Below are 23,011 nucleotides of genomic sequence, written 5' to 3'. Positions count from 1 at the left end.
GTTTTCCGGGGCTTGCGCCCGTGCTCGACTACCTACTCGTGAAGGGCAGCAGGGCCATCTCGCGTGCGTTCTTCACCGCGACCGCGACCTGGCGCTGCTGCTGCGGTGTGAGTCCCGTCACCCGCCTGCTGCGGATCTTGCCACGATCGGAGATGAACGTGCGCAGCAGGTTCACGTCCTTGTAGTCGACCGTCTCGATGCCCGCGGCGATCAACGGGTTCTTCTTCGGGCGGCGGGCCTGTTCGGCGCGAACCTTTTTCGAGGGTGCTCGCTTGACTGCCATATCAGGTATTCCTTCTGCGGGATCGGTGGTTGCTACCAACTCGACTTGTGCACACCGGGCAACTCGCCTCGGTGGGCCATCTCGCGCACACGTACACGGGAGAGTCCGAACTTCCGGAGGTGACCGCGCGGACGTCCGTCCGCGGCGTCCCGATTGCGCAATCGTACCGGACTCGCGTCGCGCGGCAGCCGTTGTAGCGCGGACTGCGCGACCGCCCGATCGGCCGGCGATGTCGCCGGATCGCGGATGATTTCCTTCAGTTCGCCGCGTCTGATCGCGTAGCGCTCGACGATGCGCTTGCGCTGTTCGTTGCGGGCGATCTTCGACTTCTTCGCCATCAGCGCTCCTCGCGGAAGTCGACGTGCCTACGTACCACGGGGTCGTATTTCCGCAGCACCATGCGGTCGGGATCGTTGCGCCGATTCTTGCGGGTGACGTAGGTGTAGCCGGTGCCCGCGGTGGACTTCAGCTTGATGACCGGTCGGATATCGGTCGACTTCGATGCCATGGGATGTGCTCCTAGATCTTGTCGCCGCGGGCGCGGAGGCGGGCGACGACGGCCTCGATCCCGTCCCGGTCGATGGTTTTGATGCCCTTCGCGGAGACGGTCAGCGTGACGCGGCGGTCTTCGCCGGGCAGGTAGTAGGTCTTGCGCTGGATGTTGGGGTTCCAGCGGCGGCTGGTCCGTACGTGCGAGTGCGACACGGATTTACCGAAGCCGGGTTTGCGTCCGGTGACCTGGCAGTGGGCCGACATGCGACTCCCTCCGAGATGATAATCATTTTCGACAACGTCGGATCCGCACTGTACTCTCGGCGATCGGTAAATGAAAATCATTGTCGAAAGGGGTTTCGGTGGTTGTGTCAGATCCCGGCCCGGTCCCGCCCGAACCCGATCGCCGGGTGCCGGTGGTCCTGGTCACGGGCTTTTCGACCGAGGCGAACGGCCAGGCCGGCCGCGTCGCCGACGCGCTTGCGGCGCGGGCGGGCACGGCGGTGGTGCGGCACGAACTGGGTGCGTTGCGTGAGGGCGTGGTGCGCCGCACGCTGCGCACCGGCGAGCGATCGGTGACGTCGGTATTGGAATTGGCCCACGGCTGCGTCTCGTGCACGCTGCGCGGCGATCTGCTGCCGCTGCTCACGACCCTGGCCGCGCGCGATTCGATCGACCGCATCGTGCTCGCACCGGATCAGGCCTTCGAGGCCGAGGCGATCTGTCAGGCGATCGACGAGGTGGTGATCACCGGCGTGGTCGGCCGAGTCGACGGCCCGGCGGGGCGCGACGTGCGCGTCGACGCCGTACTGGCCTGCGTGGACGCGCGGAGCTGGCTCGGTGACGCGACCGGCGACGACACGCTGGCCGAACGCGGCATAGCGACCGCGGACGACGACAGGACGGTCGCGCAGGTGGCCGTCGGCCAGGTCGACTTCGCCGACGCCGTGCTGGCATTCGGCGACGCCGAGCCCGATCGCGCCCGGATGAGCGCCGTGCTGTCCAGGCTGGCGCCCACCGCCCCCGTGCGGTGGCTCGACGATCCCTCGCGCTTCGGCCCCGCCGACGCCGAGGCGCTGGCGTCCTCGATTCCGGTGGACGCGCGGCGCGGGCGGATCTTCGACGCGCACGCGCCGTTACTACGCGGTCAGCCGCCGCTGGTTCCCGAGGACGGGGTGTCGCTGATCGAATTCGCCGCGGATCGGCCGTTCCATCCGGCACGCCTGCACGAGGCGCTGGACGTCCTGTTCGACGGCGTGGTCACCGCGCGCGGGCGGATGTGGCTGGCGACGCAACCCGACGAGGTGGTGTGGCTGGAATCGGCGGGTGGCGGCCTGCGGGTCGGCAATGCCGGACGTTGGCTCGCCGCGATGAGCGACAGCGAGATCGAACAGGTCGATCCGGCCAGGCGCGCGCTCGCGTCGCTGCGCTGGGACGAACGTTTCGGCGACCGCCACGTCTCACTGGTCGTCCTCGCGCACGAGGCCGACCCCGTCGAGATCAGGACCGCACTGCACTGGGCGCTGGTCGAGGACGAGGAATTGCGACTGGTCGAACGGTCGCCGGAGCGGGTGGCCGACTGGGACGACCCCTTCGGGGAATGGCATGCCGATCCGTGCGCGACCGACGAGCCCGTCGAAGTGGCACAGCCGAACGATCGACAGAGCGGAGAGAAACGATGAAACAAGGCATCCATCCCGACTACCACCCGGTGGTCGTCGAGGACGCGAACACGGGTAAGCGGTTCCTCACCCGGTCGACCGCGACGAGCCCGCGGACCATCGAGTGGGAGGACGGCGCGACCTATCCGCTGCTCGTGGTCGATGTGACCGCCGACTCGCATCCGTTCTGGACCGGCGCGCACCGCGTGCTCGACACCCAGGGGCGAGTCGAGAAGTTCGAGCGCAGGTACGGCAAGCGTCGTCGCGCGGGGGAGGTGTGAGATGGCGGTCCCGAAGCGCAGGATGTCGCGCTCGAACACGCGTAGTCGTCGGGCCCGGTGGAAGGCGGTCGCGCCCGATCTGGTGGAGGTGACCGTGGCAGGGGTGACCTACCGCGTCCCGCGTCGTCTGGTGAAAGCGGTGCGCCTCGGTCTGATCGACGTCGATCGCCTGTGATCCGTCGACGGGGCCGGATCGCGATCCGGCCCCGTCGGGTGGAACGTCGGTGGAACTCAGCCCTGCTTGTCGGCGAGTTCGACCAGGGTGGCGGCGAGCTGGAAGTACTTGTTGCCGCCGAGGTCGGCGATGGTCTTGATCTTCAACCCGGCCAGCACCTTGTCGTGCTCCGGTGTGAGACCCGCCAGGGCCGACGGCGGGGCGGACAGGATCTCCGCGAGTGATTTGTTCTCGTATTCCTTGTCGAGCACCTTGTCGAGCACCACGTTGACCGTCATAGGAACTCCTTCGGAACGAACCTTCGGAATGAACCTGACTGTGCCGCGTCCGGACGCCCTCTGTCCGCGTGCCGCTCGCCGACGATAACGCGCGGGGCCGTGCGGGCGGTGGTGAACGCGCCGGATTCGAGCGTGGTCGTCGGGGGTGGTGTCATCCCGATGAACTAGGGGCCCGGGCGGGTTCCCGCGGATTATGAGGCAATTTATTGGCAACCTTATATTTGGCGTCCAGCTGGGTGTAATCTGAAATTCGCGCTTGCGAAAAGATTGCTCTCAGGTGAAATGCATACCGAGAGTTGGATTTTCGGGGGTGTAAAAGTCCTGGGGAAATGATGAAATCGAGCTCACAGCCCGGTACCCTCGTGCGAGAGGGCGGGTTCTCCCGGTTTCCGAGAGAACCCGCTCATCGCCAAAGTTCCGGTCCTCGACCGCAGCCCCCCGAACAGACCGCGTCAGCGCGCGTGCCCTTCATGCGTCGGGCGCGGCCGGTTTGCCGTCGGCTCCGTGGCCCGGCAGCAGCGCTTCCAGTCGATTCAACTGCGCCCCCACGAATTCCGCGGGCCCCTCGATCAACGACAGCGGCCACGGTAACTGTCTGGATTCCAGATTGCGCACCTCGGCGGCGAGTTCGGCGGACGTGGCTTCCAATTCGCTGATCTCCGTGCGCAATTCGCCCACCTGCGCGCTCAGCGCCGCGGTCTGCTCCTCCAACTCGCCGATCCGGCGCAGCGCGGCGGCGATGCCATCGACCAGCGTGCGGTGGTTTCCCCCGGCGTCGGAGCCCAACTGCGGCCAGCCCGCCGAGCCGGGGCCGCGCAGCTGGGTCTGGATGTCGTGCAGCACTGCCTCTTGTTCCGGCGTCACGTCCGGCTCCTCCTGTACGAGATCCCACTGGCGAGTTCGCCCGAGCACGACCCCGTCCACCGCGGCATCGACCGCGGTGTCGGTCACCGAACCGCCTGTCTGCCACTGTAGGTCGGTGCGACGCGGAATTCGCGGCGTTTCCCCGCCGGGGTCAGCGGATCAGCTCGGATTCACCGCCGCGCGCGGCCGACGGCGCGGTCCCGGCACTGCGACGGTCGGGGGCGACCAGCACCGCGGTGATCGGAATCGCCAGCGAGAGCATGCCGATCACGAACATCGGCACCAGGAACGTGAACAGTTCCTCGCCGTCGGGGGCGGACACGCGGGAGTCCACGTGCACCTCCAGACCGGCCAACCACAAGTAGTGCGCGCCGATCACCGTGAGGCCGACGACGATCGCCGCGCCGATCATGGCGGGCAACGGCCATCGGTGCAGCACGAACCACAGCATGGCGACCGAGAGCGCCACCAGCAGCACGATGGAACCGATGACGGGCGCCCAGCGCAATTCGACCGAACCCCTGACCTGGAGCGCGTCCATGCCCACGTACATCGCCAGCGAGAGTCCGGCGCCCATGGCGAGCGCGCAGCCGACCAGCCGCGGCCACAACAGGGCTCGTCCGAGGAAGATCAGCCCGGCGAACACCGCGAGCCCGGCGAGGATGGCGGCGCCGAGCAGGCGCGCCACGTCGTATCGGAACGAGACGCCACCGGGACCGTTGACGCCGAGCATCGATACGAAGATCGCGAGCCAGATACCGATCGCGCCGATGGACACCGACGCCGCGGTGAGCCACACCGTCCTGAACCGGGCCGTCACCGATTTGGTGGACTCCTTGATACAGGTGAAGCCGACCAACGCACCCGCGGCGGACACGAGTACCGAGAGCCCGAGCACCCAGTAGCCCATAGCGAAATAGCTCACGCGAAGGTTCCTTACCCCTGCCGGACCGGCTGCTCGCGGTTCTGTTCGGCGAGGCGCGCGATGGCGTATTCGGTGACTGCGGCGAGTGACTGGCGGACTTCCATGGCGTTGCGCGCGTCGATGTCGACGATCGGAACGCCCGCGCGGACCGACAGCGCCTCGCGCAGTTCGGCCACCGGGAATCGCGGCGCGTCCGGGAACCGGTTGACCGCCACCAGGAACGGCAGTTCCCGTGCCTCGAAGAAGTCGACGGCGGCGAAACTGTCCTCGATACGGCGGGTGTCGACCAGGACCACCGCGCCGATCGCGCCGCGGATCAGGTCGTCCCACATGAACCAGAACCGGCGCTGGCCCGGCGTGCCGAACAGGTACAGCACGAGATTGCCCGGCAGCACGATGCGCCCGAAATCCATGGCGACGGTGGTGGTCTCTTTACCGGGGGTCGCGGCGAGGTCGTCGATGCCGTCGGAGAACCCGGTCACCATGGCCTCGGTCCGCAGCGGAACGATCTCCGACACCGCACCGACGAAGGTCGTCTTACCCGCGCCGAAACCGCCTGCGACAACGATTTTCGTCGAGGCGGTGCGGTTGTCCGTCGGTGCCGAGCCGTAGGGCTGGGCGTTATAGGGCGCGGAGTCCACGCAAAGTCCTCTCCATCAGTGTTAGGCGCTCGTCATATGTTGCCTGATCGCTCAGTGTCGAGTGCACCCGCAGCGTCCCTGCGACGACCAGATCCCCGATGACGACACGGATCAGGCCGAGTGGCCGTTGTAGTTTCGCCGCCATCTCCGCGACCGAGAGCCGCGCGGTGCCGAGCCGCACGATGTCGGTGCGCAGGTCGCCGACAGGCCATTCGAAATGGGCCCTGTAGGAGATGGTCTCGATGACCGCCTCCAAGGGAAGATCGACCGCCGGCTCGGTACGCCCGGAGGTCAGCGCATAGGGGCGGACGCGGGTCGGGGGTGTTCCCGGCCCCCCGCCGGAAGGGTTGGGCATCGCACTTCTCAGACAGCCGTACGGGCGGTGGCCGAGACGACGGACCCGACCCGATCGACGAGCAGAGCCATCTCGTAGCCGATGCGGCCGATGTCGTGGGTCTTGTTGGCGAGCACCGCCAGATGCGAGCCGTTGCCGACCGTCATCACCAATAGGTAGCCGCGCTGCATGTCCACGATCGACTGCATGACCTTGCCGCCGTTGAACAGTTGCGCCGCGCCAGCCGCCAGACTCGCCAGACCCGCGGTCACCGCCGCGAGCTGTTCGGCCCGTTCGCTCGGCAGATGCGGGCTGGTCGCCTGCAGGAGGCCGTCGGCCGACACCAGCACCGCGTGGGTCACGCCGGGTACGTCCCGGGTGAACCGGGTGACGAGCCAATTGAGGTTCTCGTCCGTAGTGTTGCTCGGGTTCTCGCTCATACAAGCCCTCCGTCGTTGTACTGGGCGTCGGCCCGCCCACTGCGGACCCCGCTGAGATGCCTGGTCAGGCTGTTTCGGATTTCATCCGGATTCCTGGTGTTGGCTTCCTCGGCGGGAGAGAGCCCGCCGGGCACCAACTGGGCGCCGGGCTGACGAATCGGCAGCCCGCCTGAGGTGCGTCCCGACGTGGTCGGATTGCTCGCCTCGGCGGCGGCCGCCCAACCCTCGTCGGCGCGCGAGGTCCACGGTGTGATGTCTTCGCTGCCGTCCGAACCCGACGAGGCGGGTTCGACCAGCCACTCCGAGACCATGCGCTGATAGATCGGGGTCGGTGTCTCCGCGGTCACCGGGCGCAGACCGGTCACGGTGGTGGTCGAGGTGATCGCCACCGGTTCGGGCTCGGGTGCGGGGGCTTGCCGCGGTGCGAGCGTTTCGGGAGCGAAGGTCTGGGTCTCGGCCCAGATATCGATCTTCTCGGGTTCCGGTGAGTACGAGGACTGGTTCCGATCGGCGGGCGCGGGCAGCGCGAGCGGTTCGGACCGGAGGTAGCCGTCGTTGTCACGCTCGGGATACCGGCGCGAGCGGCCGGGATCGGTGGCTTCGACATCGATGACGGGAGCGGGACCGGAATTGTCCCGCTCGCCCGGCACCGCGACCCGGATCGCGGGCCTGCGCTGCGGCAGACCGCCACCCATGTCGTAGGCCTGGGTATTGGGCCCGGACTGGTCGAAACCGGAGGTGTGCTCGGGCAGCGCCAGACTCGGCACCGGCACCAGCGCGCGCGGCTGCTGCGGATTGGCCTCGGGGCGCGCGATCTGCAACGGCGGGGCCGGCATCTGCGCGGGCCCGTTGTCGTGCGAGATCGGGACCGGGGAGACGAGCGTGCCCGGCAGGTGCACGCTCGCGGTGATACCGGGCTGCTGGGCCATGGCCGAGGTGCGGCGCAGGTTGACGGTGATGTTGTGACGCTTGGCGAGCCGGCCGACGACGAACAGGCCCATGCGGCGGGCGGTCTCGACGGTGACCTCACCACCGGAGGCGAGGTGGTCGTTGGTGGTCTGGAGATCCTCGGTCGACATACCGAGGCCGCGGTCGATGATCTCGATCAGATAGCCGCCGTCGACCGCGCGCGCGACCGAGACCGCGACCGGGGTGGTCGGCGGCGAATAGCGCAGCGCGTTGTCGATGAGTTCGGCGAGCAGGTGCTCGATGTCGACGGCGGGTTCACCGGGGACGATGCCGTCGGGGGCGGCGCCGATCTCGACGCGCTGGTAGTCCTCGACCTGCGAGACCGCGCTCCAGAGCATGTCCGAGAGCGGGACCGGGGGCAGGTGGCCGCGCCGCAGCGCGGTGCCCGCGAGCACGAGCAGGTTGTCGCCGTTGCGGCGCATGCGGGTCGCGAGGTGGTCGAGGCGGAACAGGCTCTGCAAGCGCTCCGAATCGTCCTCGTCGTGTTCGAGTTCCTCGATGAGCGAGAGCTGCTGCTCCACGAGGGACTGGCTGCGCCGCGACAGGGTTTCGAACATGCTGCCGATCTGCAGGCGCAGACGGGCCTGTTCACCGGCCAGGTGCAGCGCGGCCTGGTGGATATCGTCGACGGCGCGGGCGAGCTGGCCGATCTCCTCGGTGGTGTGCACGTCGATCTGACTGGTCTCCGGGGTCGAACCGCCGGAACGCACCACCTCGATCTCGTTCGGCAGGTCGACGTGGGCGACCTGCAACGCGCCGTGCCGCAGCCTGCGGATCGGGACGACGAGCGAGCGGGCGACCGCGAGGGCCAGCGCCAGACCGGCGAGCAGGGTCGCGACCACGATCGCGATATCGCGCAGCACGATGCCGCGCAGTTCCGAGGTCCGGTCGGCCAGCCGCTTGTCGATGATGTCGACCAGCGACAGTGTGGTCTGGTCGTAGGAGGCGGCGCTGGTACGCAGCGAATCGACGACCGCGGGGTTGGTCGTCGGATCGCCGACGTTCTGCCCGAATGCCCCTAGTCGGGTGTTGATCGCGTCGATCAGCGTGTTGGCGTTCAGCGCCGAAGACGGTTGCAGCTGGGCGAACTGCATGATGAGAACGAGCTCACCACCCGCGGTGGTGAGAACCGTCGGCTGCACGGCGGGGTTCTTGGCCGCGCCCGGCGAGCCGATCAGCATGTACTGCTGGGCCAGCAGGCGGCGGGCGTTGGTGGTCACACCGAGCTGCAGGAAGTAGCGCTGCACGGAGAGTTCTTCGATCGTGGTCGAGACCGCGATCGCGTTACCGATGCGCGCCGCCACGTCGTCGGCCTGCTGCCCGATGGTCACCGGCGACGAGCTGCGCAGGCTGTTGCGCATCGCGCGGCCCGCGACGAGCGCGAGATCGAGTTCCTTGCTCACACTGTCGGGCGCTCGTGTCGATTTGAGCGCTGTTTCGAGATCGGCCGCCGCCTGGTCGAATTTGCCCGCGACCCTGTCGATGGCCGAATCCGGCTGATCCTCCCACGAGGTCGCCGCCGACAACGCGAGTTGCTCGGTCGCCGAACCGAACCCGAGCATGGGGCGGATGATCCTTGCCTGTTCCGAGGCAGCGTCCAGCTGCGAGATCATGTCGAGCTCGTCGTTGATGCGCAACACCGCGAACGTCGAGGCGAGTACTACCGGTAGCAGCAGTACGACGCCGACCTTGCGGGTGACGGACCAGTTGGACAGCCTGAATTGCCTGGAACGCGGTGCTGATTCCATCCGCTTCCGTCGCCTCCACTCCGCGCGGGGTCCCCGGTGGCTTGTGGCTGTTCAACATGAGGAAGGGATGAACCTGCTGAGAACCAACTCGAGGTCTTCTTTTTACCGCAGGGAACATACCGTGATAGCTGGTTATCGGCAATCTGAGACACCCGCTTTGAGAACTCTCGAATATGGCTACGCAGAACGTCTTTCGTATGCCGAACGGACCCGGGGCTAGCGGAAATCGGCCTATCCTGAAGAAAGGTGCTGGTCACGCTGTTGGTTGACCCGGCCACGGAGTCGCGCGATCGGCGCGGCGTGTCGGATGCGGCCCTCTCAGTGGACTCTCAGTCGATGCGGTCAAACTGGGGGCATGCGCATTCTGGTAGTCGACGACGATCGCGCCGTCCGTGAATCGTTGCGCCGGTCGTTGACCTTCAACGGTTACTCCGTCGATCTCGCCGTGGACGGAGTCGACGCGCTGGAGAAAGCCACCACGCAGCGTCCCGATGCCCTCGTGCTCGATGTGATGATGCCGCGCCTGGACGGGCTCGAAGTTTGCCGGAGACTGCGCAGCACCGGAGACGATCTTCCGATTCTGGTTTTGACAGCGCGGGATTCGGTATCGGAAAGGGTTGCCGGACTCGATGCCGGGGCCGACGACTATTTGCCGAAACCCTTCGCGTTGGAAGAATTGCTCGCCCGATTGCGCGCGCTGCTCCGCCGCAGGGCGACCGATCCCGGTGAGGGTTCGGAAGCCATGCAGTTCGCCGATCTGTCATTGGATCCGGTGACGAGGGAGGTTTCCAGAGGCGATCGGTCGATCAGCCTGACCCGCACCGAGTTCTCGCTACTGGAAATGTTGATGGCGAATCCGCGCCGGGTGCTGACGCGCAGCCGAATTCTGGAAGAAGTCTGGGGCTACGATTTCCCCACTTCCGGCAACGCGCTCGAGGTCTATATCGGCTATCTGCGCCGCAAAACCGAGGCCGAGAGCGAACCCCGGCTCATCCACACGGTCCGTGGAGTCGGGTACGTACTCCGCGAAACTCCTCCGTAAGCCGGCTCGACAATGGCCAGGACTGTGCCCCGTCGACCGGTGGTCGCCACACTCGGTCAGCAGCGCGCGCCGGATTCCGCGGAGATGCGCCCGCCGATGCCGCTGACCCGGTCGGTCTCGTTGCGCTGGCGGGTGACCCTGCTCGCGGCCTCGCTGGTCGCGGTCGCGGTGGCGGTCACTTCCATCGCCGCCTACGCGATGGTCGCGCGCGCGCTCTACGCCGACGTCGATTCGCAATTGCGGGCACGCGCGGACACGATGATCACCAATAATTTCGAGAATCTCGGTTTTCAATCCATCGTGCTCGCCGGGCTTTTCTCCAACGATGTCGGCGTCGCGCTGATCTTCGCCGATCACAAGCCGTATATGCCGCCGCAGCAGACCACGCCGCCGGTCGGCAGCCAGGAATTGGCCGTCGCCGACGGTCGACTGCCCTCGTCGCTGCGCACGGTCAACAATCAGCGAGTGCTCGCGGTGCCGACCCATTCCGGTGCCACCCTGATCATTTCGCAGCGCCTCGAGCCGACCAGGGAGGTGCTCGACCGGTTGGCCTGGCTGCTGTTCGTGGTCGGCGGCTGCGGCGTGGTGCTGGCCGCCGCGGCGGGCACCGCGGTCGCCCGCACCGGGCTGCGCCCCATCGCCAGGCTCACCGCGGCCACCGAGCGGATCGCCCGCACCGACGATCTGACACCGATCCCGGTCACCGGTGACGACGAATTGGCGCGGCTGACCGAGAGTTTCAACACAATGCTGCGGGCGCTCGCCGAATCCCGTGACCGCCAGCGCAGGCTGGTGGCCGACGCCGGCCACGAATTGCGCACACCGCTCACCTCGTTGCGCACCAACATGGAACTGCTGATCGCCTCGGGACGGCCGGGAGCGCCGCAGATCCCCGACGAGGACATGGCCGAACTGCGCGAGGACGTGGTCGCCCAGATCGAGGAACTTTCCACCCTCGTCGGCGACCTGGTCGACCTCGCGCGCGAGGACGCGCCCGAAACCGTCTACGACCGGATCGATCTCGGCGAGGTGACCGAGCGAGCCCTCGAACGGGCCCGCAGGCGTCGCGGCTCCATCGAATTCGTCGCGGAACTTCGGCCGTGGTTCGTCTACGGCCACGAGTCCGGGCTGGAACGCGCGGTACTCAACGTGCTCGACAACGCGGCCAAATGGAGCCCGGAGGGCGCGCAGGTGCTGGTGACCATGCGCGAGACCGGACGCGGACTGCTGGAGCTCGACGTCGATGACGCCGGTCCCGGTATCCCGTCGGAGGAGCGCGAACTGGTTTTCGAACGCTTCTACCGGACCACGGTCTCCCGGTCGATGCCGGGCTCCGGACTCGGCCTCGCGATCGTCAAACAGGTGGTGACCAAACACGGCGGCACCATCACCGTCGAGAACTCGGCGCGCGGCGGCGCACTCATCCGCATCGTGCTGCCCGGTGAGGCCGGTACCGCCCAGATCGACAAACAGATCTCGGAGAACTGATAGCGGGGTCTCAGTCCCCTCTAAGCCGTCATCGCCAGACTGGGTGACAGACGTTCAGGAGAAACGAGAAGCGATGACCGAGGATTTCCAGAACCGCCGGGGGGAGCAGGACGGCGCGGGCCACCATCCGACCGAGCAGTTCCCCGCCGCGCACCATGATCCGCAGACGGCGTGGCAGCGGCCGGACACCGGCGCCACGTACTCGATGCCGCAGTACCCGAACGATGCCTACCGGGAGTACGGGCAGGGGCCGCAGATGCCGCCGCCCGGCCAGGTGCCGCCGACGGCGTTCGGGGCCCAGCCGCCACAGGCGCCCCAGCCGCAGCGTCGCCCGGTGCGTGCCGGGCTGGTCGCGGGCGCGGTGGTACTCGCCTTGGTCAGCGGTGGCGTCGGCGGTGCGGTCGGCACCCTCGCCACCCGCACCGACGACGGCCGCGCGCCGGTGACCAACGCGCTGGACGCGCCGAAACCCAATGTCAGCAATGTCGCCAACGCCCCCGCCGGTTCCACCCAGGCCGTCGCGCAGAAGGTGCTGCCCAGCGTGGTGATGATCAAGGTCGCGAGCAGCCGCGCGGAGGGGGAGGGTTCGGGCGTCGTCCTGTCCTCGGACGGGCTGATCCTCACCAACAACCACGTCGCCGCGGGCGGTGGTCGTGACGCGACCATGGAGGTCGTCTTCTCCGACGGCAGCACCGCGCCCGCCGCCCTCGTCGGCGCGGACCCGGTCTCGGACCTCGCGGTCATCAAGGTCACCGGCAAATCCGGACTGACCCCGATCGAACTCGGCGACTCCGGTGCTCTCCAGGTCGGCCAGTCGGTCATCGCGGTCGGTTCCCCGCTCGGACTGGCGGGCACGGTCACCACGGGAATCGTCTCCGCGCTCAACCGTCCGGTCTCCACCCAGGGCGAGAGCGAGTCCAGCCAGGTGAATCCGGTGATCGACGCGATCCAGACCGATGCCGCGATCAACCCCGGCAATTCCGGCGGCGCACTGGTGGACGGCAACGGCAAATTGATCGGCATCAACACCGCCATCGCCAGCCTCGGGGCCGGTGAGGGATCGGGTGCGCAGAGCGGGTCCATCGGCCTCGGTTTCGCGATCCCGGTCGATCAGGCTCGCCGGGTGGCCGACGAACTGATCAAGACCGGCCGCGCGACCTACGCGCAGATCGGCATCAAACTGCGGCCGCAGGACACCGCGGCGCGGGTGCTGGAATCCACCGCCGACGGCCCGGCCGCCAAGGCGGGAATTCCGTCCGGCGCGGTGATCACCACGCTCGACGGGCGGGTCATCGATTCCGGTAACGCGCTCATCGCCGCCGTCCGCTCGCATCAGCCGGGGGACAAGGTGAAGGTCACCTACACCGACGAACAGGGCGGCAATCCCAAGACCGTCGAGGTCACCTTGACGGCGGCGCCCGCCGAGGGCGGCCGCTGATGCGTACCGAGCCCCGCGGTCTCGTGCTGCTCCCACCCGGTTCGACCAGCATCGAGGTCGAACTCGACGGCGTAGGCGCTACGGTGAGCACCATGGAAATCGATGCTCCTGTGGCGGGGCGTGCACTGGTGGTGGTGGTCGATGATCGAACGGCACATGGAGGTGTGGACGCGCTCGGGCCGCTGGTCACCGAGCTGCTGACCGAGGCTGGTTTCCTCGTCGACGCATCGGTGTCGGTGCAGGCCGACGAGGTGGAGATCCGCAACGCGCTTAATACCGCCGTGATCGGCGGAGTCGATCTGGTGATCTCGGTCGGCGGCACCGGAATGTCGCCGCGCGATGTCACTCCCGAGGCGACCTCACAGGTTCTGGATCGGGAGTTGCAGGGCATCAGCGAGGCGCTGCGCGCTTCCGGCCGGGTCGCCGGATCGCTGGACGCGGGACTGTCGCGCGGTCTCGCAGGAATCTCCGGCAGCACCCTCGTCGTCAATCTGCCCGGCACCCGCGCGGCGGTTCGCGACGGAATGGCGACGCTGGGTCCGCTCGCCAGCAAAGTGATCGGTGAACTCTCCGGATTGGTCGAATAATCACTGCCGCGGGATCTTCCGACGACCCTCGCCCGGCGCAACGCCGGGCGAGGGATGTCGCGCGCGCGGCTCGCATTTTCGGTGACATCCTCCCGGAAACCACGTCCGACGAACGCGATCCCCATTCCGGAGGCGACAACTCCTCCGATGATTGGTTCCGCTCCCAGGTGCCCCCGCACCACGGTTGAGCGATACCGCCGTCGCGGCCGGCAACTCCGCCGTAATGTTTTCGTGATCCCGCACAACTTTCTTCGAGATCGCGTTGTGATATACCCCACCGGCCGTGTCAGGATTCCGTAAGGGTCGGTCGGCGCGATCGGGTCGTGAATCCGGTGGCCAGCGGCCTACAAGTCCCCTGTCTGCGCATATGCACAGCGATTGATATGGGCATGCGTTCATCGGTGATCTACATCACAGCTCACAATGTGAAAGCTCGCGTTGCCAGGCTGTTACCGACGGTTTAACCTTCGCGAGAGCCATTCAACACTGGACCCCGAAGGCCCGGGCGAGACAGCTGTTTTCGTCCTTCCCGGTGGAACCCGGCTCGGTTCCGATTGCCAGCTGAGGCCGTTGCGCCGAAATAACAGCCGGTTACATACCGGCAACAAAGGGGCGACACACTGAGCTGGGCCTGAGAGGACCAATGTCCACCTCGATGGTCGAGGTCGACTGTTTGAACCTGATGAGGGGAAGTATGAGCGAGAACCGCACCAACGGTCTGCGCCGCGGTGCCCGCGTCGCGGGCGTCGGCGCCGCCGCGGCCGTTGCCATGGGCCTGCTTTCGACCGGGGCTGCCAATGCCGATACCTTCGTTCCGTTGCCGGACGGACAGAAGATCGGACCTGGCGTCACCATCACCCGTACCGGAGAGCACGCCCTGATTTCTCCGTCCCTTTCCGGGAACGGCGCGGGCCGCGTCGTCTGGGTCTCCGGAAACGCCAGCGCCGATGTCACCGTCACCCCCGAGGGTGAGGTGGGCCCGAACAACGGTCCCGCCGGTGGTCCCGGCAGCAACAACTCGTCGACGCACGGTGCGTCGCAGCTGAGCACCGGCTACATCGTCGGTTGCCAGGTCAGCATCGCCGACGACGCCATCTCGGCGGGTTTCTCGGGCGGCATCGACCTCGAGGGCGGAAGCCTCGGCGGCTCCATCGGCCTCCAGCTCGGCCCGGGTGAAGTGAAGTTCGTGCAGATCGACTACAAGGACATCCTGAAGCCGGGTGTCTACTCGGTCGAGTATCAGGATGCCGAAATCGAGATCCAGGGCTGCGCCGGTTACGCGCAGGCGCGTGCGTACACCGTTGTCGAGATCATCGGTGACCACTACTCGAAGACCAGCCTCTACGGCCTGCCGTTCAGCATCGGCTGACCTCTGTCGACTCTCACACGAACATTCTTCTCGCTGAAGCGAATTCACAACCCTCGAGGGGCATAATCAAATGATCAACCGCAAGATCTTGGCGCGGGTGGCCGGTGTCGGCGCCGCAGCCACTGTCGCCATGGGCCTGTTCTCCACGGGCGCTGCCAATGCCGATACCTTCGTTCCGCTGCCGGGCGGCGAAATCGTCAAGACCCTCTCCGACGGCACCGTTGTCACGGTCCGCCTCGTCGGTGAGTCCGCCAACATCAACCCGTCCCTGGGCTCCACCCCGGTGCACCGCAACGCGTGGGTCTCCGGTAGCGCTCAGGTCGAACTGTCCGGTACCGGCGCCGACTCCGGCGGCCGGATCTTCCCGGGCTACACCGTGGGCTGCCAGGTCAACATCGCGGGTGGCGGCACCTCCGGTGGTGTCGACGGCGGCGTCGCGTGGGAAGACGGCTCGCCGAGCATCGGTGCCAGCGGCGGCGGCGATCTGTCGCTCGGCCCCGGCCAGGCGCAGTCGTTCTACATCCTCGATCTGGAGCAGGCCGACGATTTCGGTAGCGAGACCCACAAGAAGCGCAACGTCTTCAGTGGTTCGAACGGTTCGGTCACCTGGGCCGATTCGACCATCGGCCTGAGCGGCTGTGGCGGTTACGCGCAGGCGCGCGCATTCGTCAGCGTCGAGGTCGAGACCGAGAGCGTCGTCACCTGGATCACCCTGTACGGTCAGCCGTTCAGCATCGGCTGATCCTCGGGTCACTCGCAGAACGGGTCCGTCGCCTCGGTGACGGGCCCGTTCGCGTTGTCGCACAGGTGAACTCGCCGGTCAGAACTCGTGCTTGCCGCCGGTCTCGCGTTGACCGTCTGCGAGCAGATCGCGGATCTGGATCAGCACCTCCACGTCGCTGAGCTTCTCGTCCTCCTCGTTGCCGTAGCGCTTCTTGGCGTGGATCGATGGCAGCACCAGGACGAAATAGAGTACCGCCGCGATGATGATGAAATTGATGGCGGCGGTAATGATCGGACCCACTTGAATGAAGGTCGCAGGTTTATCGGCAATCAGCTGGAAACCGAGACCCATTTCGTCATCGCCGCCGAAGACGGCCAGGATCGGATTGACGATCCCGGTGGTGAACGCGGTGACGATGGCGACGAACGCGGTGCCGATGACAACGGCAACTGCCAGGTCAACGACATTTCCGCGCAGTAGAAAATCCTTGAAACCCTTCAGCATTGCCGGTGTCTCCTTCGAGTGGGAGCCTGTGCGCTGTGCTCTCCGGTGGGGATTCTTGCCGTATACGCGATGCTAGTTCAGGTCACTGGCAAATTCTTGGTAATCATTTCTGGGCGGCGCTCGGCAGCCGCGCTCTCAGTGGAATACGACGGTGAGCGCGGTGCGCAAGGACGCCGCGGCGACCGTGGTGGCGTGTTCGGAGTCCATCGCGACCAGGACCACCCGCTCGCTCGCGGTACGCCGATCGCCGGGGGCCGAGACGAGGACGACCGCGGCGTCGGAGGCCAGAATCCGCGCCGGTCTCGCGGAGGCGCCGGATTGCTCCTCTGCGCCGATCACGTCGACCCGGTCGCCTGCCCGGAGGATTTCCGCCACCGCGGTGTCGGCGAGACGGATGGGGACGATACGGGCCTCGCGATCGCCGGTGGCCGCCGCTGCCAGTCTCGGTCCGACGACGCGCAGATCGGTGAAGACCTCGCCCGACCGCATCGCGGCGGTCAGCGTCGCGCCGATCAAGGTGGAGGTGTCACGCACCGCGCCGTCGGGCAGGGTGCCGGATTCGTGCGGGACGACACGCAGATCGCCTGCCTCCAGCGCCCGTCCCGGTGCGAGATCGCGCGCGGCGACCACGATCTCGGCGCGCCCGGCGTCCGGATCGCCGCGCACGAAGAGCGCCGCGGCCAGTACGGTCAGCCCCGCGGCGAGTAATCGACGCGCGAGCAGTTGATCGGCCCACTCCGGCCGATTCCACAGGGCGAATCGCAACGGGCTGCCGCGGCCGAGGTCGGAGCGGGATCGGATCATGGCCGGAGCCTATGGCCGCGCGAGGTCACCTCGGCGGTGTGAACGGGCGAATGTGGACAACACGCGGCCTGTGGACAAGGTGCGACCAGCGCACCGGTCTCAGCTGGCGACGGCGGTGCTGCTGGAGGACGAACTACTGCTCGACGATCCGCCGCTGCCGCTCGACGAACTCGAATCCGAGCCGGAGGAACCGCTGGACCCGCTCGAACTGTCGGACTTCGCGGGCTCGCTCGCGGTGGACGCGCCGCCGCGGCTGTCGGTGCGGTAGAAGCCGCTGCCCTTGAAGACGATGCCGACGGAGTTGAACAGCTTGCGCAGCTTGCCCGAGCACTGCTCGCAGACGCTCAGCGCATCGTCGGAGAAGGACTGAACGATGTCGAAGCGGTTGTCACACTGGGTGCACGCATACGAATAAGTTGGCACAGCATCCTCCGCGGTGGTTCGTCAACTGGCACTCTACAGGCGACAGTGCCAACACGGGTAATCGAGGATTCATTCCGCGACACCCGCGATGCCGAGCTGTTGTAATCCGCCGCCGGGCGTGAGCGCCCATCCCATATGGAAATCATGCGGTTCGGCGGGCAGTTCGTCGACCACCTCGTCGTCGCGAACCACGGCGACCAGACGGGCATCCACGCGGGCCGCGCTCAGCGTGCGGTCGTAATGGCCCGCTCCGCGACCGAGGCGCACACCGCGGCGGTCCACGGCGAGCGCGGGGATCAGCACCAGTTCGGCCCGGGTGATGGCCTCGGGGGGCAGAACGGGTCCGTCGGGTTCGAGCAGACCCCAGCGGGCCGCGTGCAGCGCGTCCGCGCCGGTGTACTCGGCCCACTCCAACGCCCCCGGCGGCCCGGTGATCGGCAGCAGCAGTCGCGCGCCCGCCTCGCGCACGGCGTCGAGCATGGCCGTCGAACCGGGTTCGCCGCGCACCGGGACGTAGGCGCAGACCCAGGCGGGAATTTCGAGTTCGCGAACCGCCCGCGCGAGCGCCGCGGATTCGGCGGCATGTGTGTGCGCCGTCACAGCCTCGCGGCGCGCGAGAATTTCGGAGCGCCATGCATGTTTGTCGCGCTCAACGGGCATCTCCATGCTGATCACCATAAGCTCACCGGCATACCTGGCCGTCGCGACGGCGATGGGTCGAGTGATGGATGGATAGGGTAGACGAATGACAGCAAAGGCCGGAAAGTCCGCCGACGGCGCACCGGTGTCGTGTTTCCGCACCGCCATCGTGCCCGCGGCGGGACTGGGCACACGGTTCCTGCCGGCGACCAAGACGGTGCCCAAGGAATTGCTGCCTGTGGTCGACACCCCGGGCATCGAACTGGTCGCGACCGAGGCCGCCGAATCGGGCGCGCAGCGATTGGTGATCGTCACCTCGCCGGGCAAGGACGGTGTCGTCGCGCATTTCGTCGAGGATCTCGTACTGGAGGGCACCCTCGCCGCGCGCGGCAAATTCAAACTGCTCGAGAAGGTGCGCAAGGCGCCCGGACTGCTCGACGTGACCTCGGTGGTGCAGGAGGAGCCGCTCGGACTCGGGCACGCGGTGGCCCAGGCCGAAGCCGTCCTCGACGACGACGAGGACGCCGTCGCGGTCCTGCTGCCCGACGATCTGGTGCTGCCCAGCGGTGTCCTCGATGTGATGAGCCGGGTGCGACGCAAACGCGGCGGAACCGTGCTGTGCGCGATCGATGTCCCCAAGGACCAGGTCAGCGCCTACGGCGTCTTCGATGTGGCGATCGTGCCCGACGCGGTGAACCCGAACGTGCTGCGCGTCAACGGCATGGTGGAGAAGCCCGCCCTCCAGGACGCGCCGTCCACCTACGCCGCGGCCGGACGCTATCTGCTCGACCGCGCGATCTTCGACGCGCTGCGCCGGATCACCCCCGGCGCGGGCGGCGAATTGCAGCTGACCGACGCGATCGCGCTGCTGATCGCGGAAGGTCATCCGGTTCACGTGGTGGTCCACCGTGGGTCGCGCCACGATTTGGGCAACCCGGGCGGTTATCTTCGTGCTGCGGTCGATTTCGCCCTGGAGAGGGAGGAATACGGCCCCGCCCTACGGGAATGGTTGGAGCATCGGCTCGGCCCGGACTGGGATCCGCAGCTGACGACCTACGACTGAGCAGCGCCCGCCCCGGCCCGGGGGCGACGGCCGGACGGCGGCCGGGTTTCGCCGCCGACGTTCGGTCGGGTACGAATGATGGTTCCACCGTCGGCGCGGGACGTGGTGTGCGCGTTCGTCCGAGCGTCGGCGGCGCACTCGTGAAGCGCGGAGAGAATCAGGAAGGGCTGGATGCGCTCGGTTGAGGATCAGCAGATCAAGGTGACCGCGGCGGCGGTCGCGCCCCGGCCGGTCCGGGTCGCGATCTCCGAAGCCCAGGGTCTGCTGTGTGCCGAGGATGTGATCACCGAGCGTCCGCTGCCCGGATTCGATCAGGCCGCCATCGACGGCTACGCGGTGCGCAGCGTCGACGTGGCCGCCGCCGGCTCCGATATCCGCAACGAAGAAGGCGATCTCGTCGATCTGACGCTGCCCGTCGTCGGCGAGGTGGTGGCCGGTTCCCGGCAGCCGATCCGGCTGCAACCCCGCCAGACCGTGCGCGTCGACACCGGAGCCCCGCTGCCGACCCTCGCCGATGCCGTGCTGCCCCTGGATTTCACCGATGGCGGCCGGGCCAGGATCAAGGTCTACGAATCCGTGCGTTCGGGCGATTACGTCCGGCGCATCGGTGACGACGTGCAGCCGGGCGATGTCGCGGTGCGCGCGGGCACCATCATCGGTCCTGCCCAGGTCGGTCTGCTCGCCGCCGTCGGTCAGGACAAGGTGCTCGTGCACCCGCGCCCACGGCTCTCGGTGATCTCGGTGGGCGGCGAACTCATCGATATCGACCGCACCCCCGGCCCCGGCCAGGTCTACGACGTGAACTCCTACGCCCTGGCCGCCGCAGCGCGCGACGCGGGCGCCGATGTGAACCGCGTCGGGATCGTCAGCGACGATCCGCGCCGATTGCGCGATGTCGTGGAGGGACAGCTGGTTCGGTCCGAGGTCGTGGTGATCGCGGGCGCCGTCGGCGGCTGGGCCTCCGAACAGGTCAGGGAGGCGCTCGAAGGGCTCGGCGAACTCGAGGTCGCCCGCGTCGCCATGCATCCCGGTTCGGTCCAGGGTTTCGGAAGACTCGGCCGTGACGAGGTGCCGACCTTCCTGCTGCCGTCCAATCCCGTTGGCGCGCTGGTGGTTTTCGAGGTGATGGTGCGGCCGCTGATCCGAATCGCGCTGGGGCGAAGGCATCCCATGCGACGGATCATCCGGGCCAGGACCATCACCCCGATCAGTTCTATGGAGGGGCGCAAGGGTTTCCTGCGCGCGCAATTGATGAGAGACGAATCCACCGGTGACTACCTGGTTCAGCCGCTCGGCGGCGCGGCCGGATCCTCCTCGCATCTGCTCGCGACGCTGGCCGAGGCGAACAGCCTCATCATTCTGGACCCGGACGACACCGAGATCAGGACCGGCGACGAGGTTCGCGTCGCTTTTCTCGCACAGCGCGGTTGAGGCGTGGAGACGATGAATGTTTTCCGGGTGACCCAGCATCCGGGGTGGCCCGCTCATCTCGGACCGGTGACCGCCGCGGCGGGCCGGGTGACGTTGCGCCCGGTCCGTTTGCGCGACGCGTCGGCGTGGAGCCGGATCCGCCTGCGTGACAGGGAACATCTCGAACCGTGGGAGCCCACCGGCCGCGGCGCCTGGGAAGCGCGCAATCACGCGTCGAACTGGCCCTCGCTGTGGTCGAGTCTCAAAGCCGAGGCGCGGCGCGGCGCGATGATCCCGTTGGTGATCGAGGTCGACGGTAATTTCAGTGGGCAACTGACCGTGGGCAATATCGTGCGCGGCGCGCTGCGTTCGGCGTGGATCGGTTACTGGGTCGCGAAAGATCTGGGCGGACAGGGAGTCGCGACGGCGGCGCTGGCGCTCGGACTCGATCACTGCTTCGGCCCGGTCGGACTGCACCGCGTGGAAGCGACGGTGCGACCGGAGAATCTGCCGAGCCAGGCCGTATTGCGCAATGTCGGATTTCGCGAAGAGGGTTTGCTGCGGCGCTACCTGGACGTCGACGGTGACTGGCGCGATCATCTGCTCGTCGGCCTCACCGCGGAGGAGATCAACGGCACCGTCGTGGACCGTTTGGTCCGCGACGGACGGGTCATCCTCCCTTAGTCATCGCATCGGAAATGAGGGCGAACCGCCGCGTTCACACGTGCCGCATTGTTGGGGAGTTTGTTACCAGTGTGACTTGTGTGCACGGCGCGCCTGCCGGAAAGTCCCGCTGCGCGGAATTAACCTACGGACGTCGGAGGTGCGTCCCGCATCTTCGGCAGGGAGCCTGCGAGGCGACCGGCGACCGGACTCGGGTCCGTCCGTTTTGCATCGAGCGAACGCACGGCAGCGGGGGCGCGGTGCGGGAAAGTCGCGGGCCGAATGGACAATTCACGCGGGGACGGAGGTAGCTGAGGCGAGATGCCGAATTCGATTCTGTGGATCGGCCTGGTCGTGCTCTGGGTCTTCGTCCTGTTCCCGATACTCGCCGACCGGCATCCACGGATCCGGCAGACCACCGATGCTGCCCTGGCGACCCGCGTGCTGCACCGCGGCGGTTCCAAGCGGCGCCCACGAAAAGGGCCGGCCGCCGGTCACGACAGCGACCCGGACTATCGGCCGACCCGAGTGCACAGAAAGCTTTCCCATAGCGATGATGCGGAGGACCGGATGAATGCACCGGCCGACGAACTAGTCACCGAGGCCGACCAGGAGTCGGGGTACGTACCCGAACTCGAAGCGGGCGCCAACCCGCCGGACATCGTCGCCGCCGCTGTCGACGCGCCACTCGCCGCCGATATCGCCGACACCGAGATCACGGACGCCGAATTCATCGACGACGATTCGGCCGACGACGATTCGGGCGACAGGGATTCCGTCGACCGCTATTACGCCGACGACGACATCGCCGACGCCGAACTCGCCGAAATCACCGACGACGGATACACCGAAACGCATTCCGAGGATGCCGATTCGGACGATATCGCGCAGACCGCGGCCCGAAGCGCTGCGAACCACGACGAACCGGCCGATGATGACGACGTGGCCGACGAGTACCTCGAACCGTCCGCGGCGCGCATCCCGCCCGCCCGGTCGACGGATCGGGCCGACGATACCGAATACGACGCCGAAGACACGGAATTCGTGCCGTCGCGCCGCGGCCGCGGCGGCTACGACCCCGAAGCCGATGCCATCGCCCGCGCCGCCCGCTACACCTTCCGCCAGCGCGCGGTACTCGGCCTCGTCCTAGCCGCCCTGCTCTTCGGCGCGTTCGGCATCGTCTCCGATCAGCGACTGTGGTGGGGCTGCGGCCTGTCCCTTGTCGTCCTCGCCGGATATCTGGCCTACCTGCGCAAGCAGGTCCGCATGGAAGAGGACATCCGCCGTCGCCGCGCCGCCCGCCTGCTGCGCGGCCGCGACTCCGACGACGATGCCGAAGCCGACGAAGCCTCCGTCCGCGTCGAACAACATTTCCGCCGTCACATGGACCGCGAGACCGCACGCGCCCTGCGCCGCCGCTCGGTCCTGCTCGAAGCCGACGACGAGGACCCCGCCTTCATCGACCTCGACCATTTCGACCCCGCCGTCGCCCGAGCCCTGCGCCGCGGCCGGTCCGCCGAGATGCGCCGCGCCGCCGGCGCATAGCATTTTCGCAGGTCAACCCACCGATTCGGAGTCTGGCCGCAACGTTTGCTACAGTTACCCAGCGCGGTTCCCCAGGGATCCGCACGGGGCTATAGCGCAGTTGGTAGCGCGTCTCGTTCGCATCGAGAAGGTCAGGGGTTCGATTCCCCTTAGCTCCACAAGAGCGGTCTTACTCGAACCAGTGACCTTTGGGTCGCTGGGGAGAGTAGGGCCGCTTTTTG

Annotated in this window: 28 protein-coding genes and 1 tRNA gene; 14 read left to right on the top strand and 15 right to left on the bottom strand. The window is 67.4% G+C overall.

Annotation, left to right across the window (positions count from 1 at the left end; genetic code table 11):
• Positions 1-28: 28 nt before the first annotated feature.
• The 4 genes from rpsR to rpmB are packed head-to-tail and all read right to left on the bottom strand — an operon-like array spanning position 29 to position 1,039.
• Positions 29-283 (bottom strand): 30S ribosomal protein S18, encoded by a 255-nt coding sequence (gene rpsR / locus DAT37_RS32365; RefSeq protein WP_011211513.1) that lies wholly within the window; start codon positions 281-283, stop codon positions 29-31.
• Positions 284-315: 32 nt separating this feature from the next.
• Complete coding sequence (gene rpsN, locus DAT37_RS32360) at positions 316-621, bottom strand: 30S ribosomal protein S14 (protein WP_109528708.1); 306 nt, start codon at positions 619-621, stop codon at positions 316-318.
• Complete coding sequence (gene rpmG, locus DAT37_RS32355) at positions 621-791, bottom strand: 50S ribosomal protein L33 (protein ID WP_048833653.1); 171 nt, start codon at positions 789-791, stop codon at positions 621-623. The genes rpsN and rpmG overlap by 1 nt, the downstream gene beginning before the upstream one ends.
• 11 nt (positions 792-802) lie before the next feature.
• Complete coding sequence (rpmB, locus tag DAT37_RS32350; RefSeq protein WP_109528707.1) at positions 803-1,039, bottom strand: 50S ribosomal protein L28; 237 nt, start codon at positions 1,037-1,039, stop codon at positions 803-805.
• A gap of 98 nt (positions 1,040-1,137) precedes the next feature.
• On the opposite strand from rpmB, the gene mrf reads away from it, so the two are divergent.
• The 3 genes from mrf to rpmF are packed head-to-tail and all read left to right on the top strand — an operon-like array spanning position 1,138 to position 2,892.
• Positions 1,138-2,457: a ribosome hibernation factor-recruiting GTPase MRF gene (mrf, locus tag DAT37_RS32345; RefSeq protein WP_198654551.1), complete on the top strand. Its 1,320-nt coding sequence runs from the start codon at positions 1,138-1,140 to the stop codon at positions 2,455-2,457.
• On the top strand, positions 2,454-2,717 hold the full coding sequence (locus tag DAT37_RS32340) for a type B 50S ribosomal protein L31 (RefSeq protein WP_109528706.1): 264 nt from the start codon (positions 2,454-2,456) through the stop codon (positions 2,715-2,717). The genes mrf and DAT37_RS32340 overlap by 4 nt, the downstream gene beginning before the upstream one ends.
• A 1-nt stretch (position 2,718) precedes the next feature.
• On the top strand, positions 2,719-2,892 hold the full coding sequence (rpmF, locus tag DAT37_RS32335; RefSeq protein WP_109528705.1) for a 50S ribosomal protein L32: 174 nt from the start codon (positions 2,719-2,721) through the stop codon (positions 2,890-2,892).
• A 56-nt stretch (positions 2,893-2,948) separates the two neighbouring features.
• Here the strand turns inward: rpmF and DAT37_RS32330 are convergent, their stop codons facing one another.
• From DAT37_RS32330 to DAT37_RS32300, 7 genes are all read right to left on the bottom strand, one after another.
• Positions 2,949-3,170, bottom strand: a complete 222-nt coding sequence (locus DAT37_RS32330) for a hypothetical protein (RefSeq protein ID WP_109528704.1) — start codon at positions 3,168-3,170, stop codon at positions 2,949-2,951.
• A gap of 468 nt (positions 3,171-3,638) precedes the next feature.
• Positions 3,639-4,121 (bottom strand): hypothetical protein, encoded by a 483-nt coding sequence (locus DAT37_RS32325; RefSeq protein WP_109528703.1) that lies wholly within the window; start codon positions 4,119-4,121, stop codon positions 3,639-3,641.
• Positions 4,122-4,185: 64 nt separating this feature from the next.
• Positions 4,186-4,959, bottom strand: coding sequence for an MHYT domain-containing protein (locus DAT37_RS32320; protein WP_157978818.1), 774 nt, complete (start codon positions 4,957-4,959; stop codon positions 4,186-4,188).
• An 11-nt stretch (positions 4,960-4,970) separates the two neighbouring features.
• Entirely contained in the window at positions 4,971-5,600 is a 630-nt protein-coding gene (locus tag DAT37_RS32315) for a GTP-binding protein (protein ID WP_198654550.1), read from the bottom strand.
• Positions 5,581-5,955, bottom strand: coding sequence for a DUF742 domain-containing protein (locus DAT37_RS32310; protein ID WP_109528701.1), 375 nt, complete (start codon positions 5,953-5,955; stop codon positions 5,581-5,583). Before DAT37_RS32310 ends, DAT37_RS32315 begins: the two co-directional genes overlap by 20 nt.
• Positions 5,956-5,963: 8 nt before the next feature.
• Complete coding sequence (locus DAT37_RS32305) at positions 5,964-6,374, bottom strand: roadblock/LC7 domain-containing protein (RefSeq protein ID WP_109528700.1); 411 nt, start codon at positions 6,372-6,374, stop codon at positions 5,964-5,966.
• A complete protein-coding gene (locus tag DAT37_RS32300; RefSeq protein ID WP_109528699.1) occupies positions 6,371-9,091 on the bottom strand; it encodes an ATP-binding protein in 2,721 nt (906 codons plus the stop codon). Before DAT37_RS32300 ends, DAT37_RS32305 begins: the two co-directional genes overlap by 4 nt.
• 355 nt (positions 9,092-9,446) lie before the next feature.
• Here DAT37_RS32300 and DAT37_RS32295 point away from each other — a divergent pair, with 355 nt between their 5' ends.
• From DAT37_RS32295 to DAT37_RS32265, 6 genes are all read left to right on the top strand, one after another.
• On the top strand, positions 9,447-10,133 hold the full coding sequence (locus DAT37_RS32295) for a response regulator transcription factor (RefSeq protein WP_109528698.1): 687 nt from the start codon (positions 9,447-9,449) through the stop codon (positions 10,131-10,133).
• Between the two features lie 12 nt (positions 10,134-10,145).
• On the top strand, positions 10,146-11,621 hold the full coding sequence (locus tag DAT37_RS32290; RefSeq protein WP_109528697.1) for a HAMP domain-containing sensor histidine kinase: 1,476 nt from the start codon (positions 10,146-10,148) through the stop codon (positions 11,619-11,621).
• A 73-nt stretch (positions 11,622-11,694) separates the two neighbouring features.
• Positions 11,695-13,059 (top strand): S1C family serine protease, encoded by a 1,365-nt coding sequence (locus tag DAT37_RS32285; RefSeq protein ID WP_198654549.1) that lies wholly within the window; start codon positions 11,695-11,697, stop codon positions 13,057-13,059.
• Between the two features lie 92 nt (positions 13,060-13,151).
• Positions 13,152-13,646 carry a MogA/MoaB family molybdenum cofactor biosynthesis protein gene (locus DAT37_RS32280; RefSeq protein ID WP_232840176.1) on the top strand — a complete coding sequence of 165 codons (495 nt, stop codon included), beginning with the start codon at positions 13,152-13,154 and terminating at the stop codon, positions 13,644-13,646.
• Between the two features lie 694 nt (positions 13,647-14,340).
• Positions 14,341-15,015, top strand: coding sequence for an MspA family porin (locus DAT37_RS32270; protein ID WP_109528696.1), 675 nt, complete (start codon positions 14,341-14,343; stop codon positions 15,013-15,015).
• 70 nt (positions 15,016-15,085) lie between these two features.
• Positions 15,086-15,757 (top strand): MspA family porin, encoded by a 672-nt coding sequence (locus DAT37_RS32265; RefSeq protein WP_109528695.1) that lies wholly within the window; start codon positions 15,086-15,088, stop codon positions 15,755-15,757.
• A 78-nt stretch (positions 15,758-15,835) separates the two neighbouring features.
• Here DAT37_RS32265 and mscL read toward each other — a convergent pair whose 3' ends face one another.
• The 4 genes from mscL to DAT37_RS32245 form a co-directional block, all read right to left on the bottom strand.
• Positions 15,836-16,243 (bottom strand): large conductance mechanosensitive channel protein MscL, encoded by a 408-nt coding sequence (gene mscL / locus DAT37_RS32260; RefSeq protein ID WP_109528694.1) that lies wholly within the window; start codon positions 16,241-16,243, stop codon positions 15,836-15,838.
• Between the two features lie 135 nt (positions 16,244-16,378).
• Positions 16,379-17,047 carry an SAF domain-containing protein gene (locus DAT37_RS32255; RefSeq protein ID WP_109528693.1) on the bottom strand — a complete coding sequence of 223 codons (669 nt, stop codon included), beginning with the start codon at positions 17,045-17,047 and terminating at the stop codon, positions 16,379-16,381.
• 99 nt (positions 17,048-17,146) lie between these two features.
• A complete protein-coding gene (locus tag DAT37_RS32250) occupies positions 17,147-17,470 on the bottom strand; it encodes an FmdB family zinc ribbon protein (protein WP_109528692.1) in 324 nt (107 codons plus the stop codon).
• 69 nt (positions 17,471-17,539) lie between these two features.
• Positions 17,540-18,136: a 5-formyltetrahydrofolate cyclo-ligase gene (locus DAT37_RS32245; RefSeq protein WP_232840138.1), complete on the bottom strand. Its 597-nt coding sequence runs from the start codon at positions 18,134-18,136 to the stop codon at positions 17,540-17,542.
• A gap of 79 nt (positions 18,137-18,215) precedes the next feature.
• Between DAT37_RS32245 and DAT37_RS32240 the strand changes: the two genes are divergently transcribed.
• From DAT37_RS32240 to DAT37_RS32220, 5 genes are all read left to right on the top strand, one after another.
• Positions 18,216-19,172, top strand: coding sequence for a UTP--glucose-1-phosphate uridylyltransferase (locus DAT37_RS32240; protein WP_109528690.1), 957 nt, complete (start codon positions 18,216-18,218; stop codon positions 19,170-19,172).
• Positions 19,173-19,343: 171 nt separating this feature from the next.
• Positions 19,344-20,603: a molybdotransferase-like divisome protein Glp gene (gene glp, locus DAT37_RS32235; protein ID WP_109528689.1), complete on the top strand. Its 1,260-nt coding sequence runs from the start codon at positions 19,344-19,346 to the stop codon at positions 20,601-20,603.
• 12 nt (positions 20,604-20,615) lie between these two features.
• Complete coding sequence (locus DAT37_RS32230; protein WP_109529084.1) at positions 20,616-21,266, top strand: GNAT family N-acetyltransferase; 651 nt, start codon at positions 20,616-20,618, stop codon at positions 21,264-21,266.
• A gap of 300 nt (positions 21,267-21,566) precedes the next feature.
• A complete protein-coding gene (gene sepX / locus DAT37_RS32225; RefSeq protein WP_109528688.1) occupies positions 21,567-22,790 on the top strand; it encodes a divisome protein SepX/GlpR in 1,224 nt (407 codons plus the stop codon).
• Between the two features lie 85 nt (positions 22,791-22,875).
• A tRNA-Ala gene (locus DAT37_RS32220) sits at positions 22,876-22,948 on the top strand.
• Positions 22,949-23,011 lie beyond the last annotated feature (63 nt).

The sequence above is a fragment of the Nocardia aurea genome (assembly GCF_003123685.1).
Taxonomy (GTDB): Bacteria; Actinomycetota; Actinomycetes; order Mycobacteriales; family Mycobacteriaceae; genus Nocardia; species Nocardia aurea.
Note: the sequence above shows the minus strand (reverse complement) of the source record. Positions and strands in the feature narration are given on the sequence as shown.

Bases quoted from the DNA above. Each gene is read 5' to 3' on its own strand.
- rpsR (WP_011211513.1), bottom strand. From the start codon at position 283: ATGGCAGTCAAGCGAGCACCCTCGAAAAAGGTTCGCGCCGAACAGGCC.
- DAT37_RS32285 (WP_198654549.1), top strand. From the start codon at position 11,695: ATGACCGAGGATTTCCAGAACCGCCGGGGGGAGCAGGACGGCGCGGGC.
- DAT37_RS32330 (WP_109528704.1), bottom strand. From the start codon at position 3,170: ATGACGGTCAACGTGGTGCTCGACAAGGTGCTCGACAAGGAATACGAG.
- sepX (WP_109528688.1), top strand. From the start codon at position 21,567: ATGCCGAATTCGATTCTGTGGATCGGCCTGGTCGTGCTCTGGGTCTTC.
- DAT37_RS32340 (WP_109528706.1), top strand. From the start codon at position 2,454: ATGAAACAAGGCATCCATCCCGACTACCACCCGGTGGTCGTCGAGGAC.
- DAT37_RS32245 (WP_232840138.1), bottom strand. From the start codon at position 18,136: ATGGAGATGCCCGTTGAGCGCGACAAACATGCATGGCGCTCCGAAATT.
- DAT37_RS32230 (WP_109529084.1), top strand. From the start codon at position 20,616: ATGAATGTTTTCCGGGTGACCCAGCATCCGGGGTGGCCCGCTCATCTC.
- DAT37_RS32300 (WP_109528699.1), bottom strand. From the start codon at position 9,091: ATGGAATCAGCACCGCGTTCCAGGCAATTCAGGCTGTCCAACTGGTCC.
- DAT37_RS32280 (WP_232840176.1), top strand. From the start codon at position 13,152: ATGGAAATCGATGCTCCTGTGGCGGGGCGTGCACTGGTGGTGGTGGTC.
- DAT37_RS32240 (WP_109528690.1), top strand. From the start codon at position 18,216: ATGACAGCAAAGGCCGGAAAGTCCGCCGACGGCGCACCGGTGTCGTGT.
- DAT37_RS32270 (WP_109528696.1), top strand. From the start codon at position 14,341: ATGAGCGAGAACCGCACCAACGGTCTGCGCCGCGGTGCCCGCGTCGCG.
- DAT37_RS32265 (WP_109528695.1), top strand. From the start codon at position 15,086: ATGATCAACCGCAAGATCTTGGCGCGGGTGGCCGGTGTCGGCGCCGCA.
- rpmF (WP_109528705.1), top strand. From the start codon at position 2,719: ATGGCGGTCCCGAAGCGCAGGATGTCGCGCTCGAACACGCGTAGTCGT.
- DAT37_RS32255 (WP_109528693.1), bottom strand. From the start codon at position 17,047: ATGATCCGATCCCGCTCCGACCTCGGCCGCGGCAGCCCGTTGCGATTC.
- DAT37_RS32310 (WP_109528701.1), bottom strand. From the start codon at position 5,955: ATGCCCAACCCTTCCGGCGGGGGGCCGGGAACACCCCCGACCCGCGTC.
- DAT37_RS32295 (WP_109528698.1), top strand. From the start codon at position 9,447: ATGCGCATTCTGGTAGTCGACGACGATCGCGCCGTCCGTGAATCGTTG.
- DAT37_RS32290 (WP_109528697.1), top strand. From the start codon at position 10,146: ATGGCCAGGACTGTGCCCCGTCGACCGGTGGTCGCCACACTCGGTCAG.
- DAT37_RS32305 (WP_109528700.1), bottom strand. From the start codon at position 6,374: ATGAGCGAGAACCCGAGCAACACTACGGACGAGAACCTCAATTGGCTC.
- rpmG (WP_048833653.1), bottom strand. From the start codon at position 791: ATGGCATCGAAGTCGACCGATATCCGACCGGTCATCAAGCTGAAGTCC.
- glp (WP_109528689.1), top strand. From the start codon at position 19,344: ATGCGCTCGGTTGAGGATCAGCAGATCAAGGTGACCGCGGCGGCGGTC.
- mscL (WP_109528694.1), bottom strand. From the start codon at position 16,243: ATGCTGAAGGGTTTCAAGGATTTTCTACTGCGCGGAAATGTCGTTGAC.
- rpmB (WP_109528707.1), bottom strand. From the start codon at position 1,039: ATGTCGGCCCACTGCCAGGTCACCGGACGCAAACCCGGCTTCGGTAAA.
- rpsN (WP_109528708.1), bottom strand. From the start codon at position 621: ATGGCGAAGAAGTCGAAGATCGCCCGCAACGAACAGCGCAAGCGCATC.